Source organism: Streptomyces sp. NPDC086549, from assembly GCF_044746205.1.
GTDB lineage: Bacteria > Actinomycetota > Actinomycetes > Streptomycetales > Streptomycetaceae > Streptomyces.
The window spans coordinates 1-2,298 of sequence record NZ_JBIVBS010000059.1 but is presented as its reverse complement, the minus strand read 5'-3'; the positions used below and the strand labels follow the sequence as shown (position 1 = coordinate 2,298).

Genomic DNA, 2,298 nt, shown 5'->3' with positions numbered 1-2,298 from the left:
TCAAGGCCGAGCAGGAATGGCAGCTGGAGCGCGAGATCCTGCGCCGGGCAGCGGCCTATTTCGCCCGGGAGGTGAAGTGAGCCCCTGCCGCTGGGCGATCCACGCCGATCGGCCATGACCGATGACCGGTCGACGGACAATCGGATTGATGGCGCTCTTTGAATCTCCTCAGGTGCCGCTCTCCAGGTGGCCAAACCTGCTCAGGTGATCTCCCCACCCTTTGCGTGATCCTTTCCGGCGTGTCGAACTGGTGCCGGCGTGTCGTGGAGAGCCTGCGTGAGCACGGAGTTCGGCCTGTTTGAAGGGCCCTGGATGCTCACCTGGGAGGAAGACGTGGATGCTCACGCGCTGCGTCGTCAGGGCTGGTCGATCTCGGCGATCGCCCGGCACCTGGGGCACGACCGCAAGACGATCCGCGCGTACCTGAATGGCGAGCGAGTTTCCGGATATCGACGTCAGTCGCCGGACGCGTTCATGCCCTTCTTGGAGTACTGCCGCCAACGACTCAGCGACGACCCTCACTTGTGGGCCTCGACGCTCTTCGAGGAAGTGGTGGAACTCGGCTATGCAGGCGGCTACTCCACCTTCACCCGGGCCCTGCGGAGATACAAAGCACGCCCGCACTGCGAACCATGCCGGGCTTCGAGCGGCCGCGACGTGGCGATCATCGCGCATCCTCCGGGCGAGGAGATCCAGTTCGACTGGGTCGAGCTCCCCGACCCGCCCGTTGAGTGGGGCGTCGGCGCCCACGCGCATCTCCTCGTCGGTGCCCTGGCTCACTCGGGACGATGGCGGGCCGTGCTCGCGGAGGCCGAGACCTTCCCGCACCTGGTCCAATCCATCGACGCCGTGTTGCGTCGCCTGGGCGGCACAGCCCGAAGGTGGCGGTTCGACCGGATGGCCACCGTCTGCCACCCGCCGACCGGACGGATCCTGCCGACCTTTGGTGCCGTCGCGAAGTACTACGGAGCCGGCGTCGACATCTGCCCGCCCCGCCGGGGCAACCGCAAGGGCGTCGTCGAGAAGGCCAACCACTCGGCAGCCCAACGCTGGTGGCGAACCGTCCCTGACGGCATCAGCATCGAGGCAGGCCAGAACGGCATCGACAAACTGGCCATGCAGATGGACAGCCGCAAACGCAAAGTCGACGGAGCCCCGACCACCGTCGCCGCGCTGGCAGAAGCCGAGCCGTTGCTTGAACTGCCGACCCGCCCGTTCCCCGCCGAGCTCGAGCAGACCCGCGTCGTCAGTCCCCAAGGACTCGTCTCCTTCGCCGGCAACCACTACTCCGTCCCGCCCGGGCTCACCGGTGCCCACGTCACCGTCCGAATCCGGCTCGGCGAGGACGACCTGCACGTGGTCACCGCCGGCCGTGCGGTCATCGCCCACCACCGCCGGGCACCGGACGGAGCCGGGCAGACCATCCGGGACGCCGGACACGTCATCGCCCTCGAACGAGCCGTACTCGCCTCGTTCTCGGACAAGGCACCATGCCGCACCAAGGTCCGCCGGCCCCCATCGGCAGCGGCCCAGGCGGAAGCCGAGAAGCTTCGCGGCCGACCTGAATCGGACGTCGCGAACCGGGTCGTGATCGACCTGTCCCACTACGCCGCCGTCGCCGACCGGCTGCGGCAAGACCCCACCCATCAAGACCAGGAGCGTGAGAGTGAGTGACCCCATGCCGATGAGCGAGGCCCGTCGCTACCAGCAGCTGCGAGGCCACCTGTCCTACCTGAAACTCAACGACGCTGCCGAAGCGCTTCCCCGCGTCCTGGACCAGGCGCGAGCTGAGCGGATGACGCTCACCACCGCTCTGGAGAAACTCCTCGAGATTGAGGTCGAGGCGACCGAAGCCCGCAAACTCTCCTCCCGGCTAAGGTTCGCCTGCCTGCCAGAACCGTGGACCTTGAACGACTTTGACTTCGCCGCCCAGCCCGGCGTCGACGAGAAACTCATCCGAGACCTGGCCACCCTGCGGTTCCTCGACAACGCCTCCAACGTCCTGCTGGTCGGCCCGCCCGGTGTCGGCAAGACGATGCTGGCCGTCGCGCTCGCCCGCTCCGCGGTCGACGCCGGTCACCGCGTCTACTTCACCACCGCCGCCGAACTCGCCGCCAAGTGCCACAAGGCAGCACTCGAAGGCCGATGGTCAAGCATCATGAGGTTCTTCGCAGGCCCCCGCCTGCTCGTGATCGACGAACTGGGCTGTGCGCCACGAAGCGCTGATGGATCTCGCGGGATGAAAAGCCCGCCGCCGGTCCTCGCAGGGACCGGTTGAAGCTGGAGGCAGGCTGATCC

Annotated in this window: 2 protein-coding genes; both read left to right on the top strand. The window is 67.4% G+C overall.

The window, feature by feature from the left end; translation table 11 throughout:
• The first annotated feature begins 276 nt into the window (after positions 1-276).
• Positions 277-1,674: a transposase gene (locus ACIPSA_RS51335; RefSeq protein ID WP_402649232.1), complete on the top strand. Its 1,398-nt coding sequence runs from the start codon at positions 277-279 to the stop codon at positions 1,672-1,674.
• Positions 1,667-2,278: an ATP-binding protein gene (locus ACIPSA_RS51330; protein ID WP_402649229.1), complete on the top strand. Its 612-nt coding sequence runs from the start codon at positions 1,667-1,669 to the stop codon at positions 2,276-2,278. Before ACIPSA_RS51335 ends, ACIPSA_RS51330 begins: the two co-directional genes overlap by 8 nt.
• Positions 2,279-2,298: the final 20 nt, after the last annotated feature.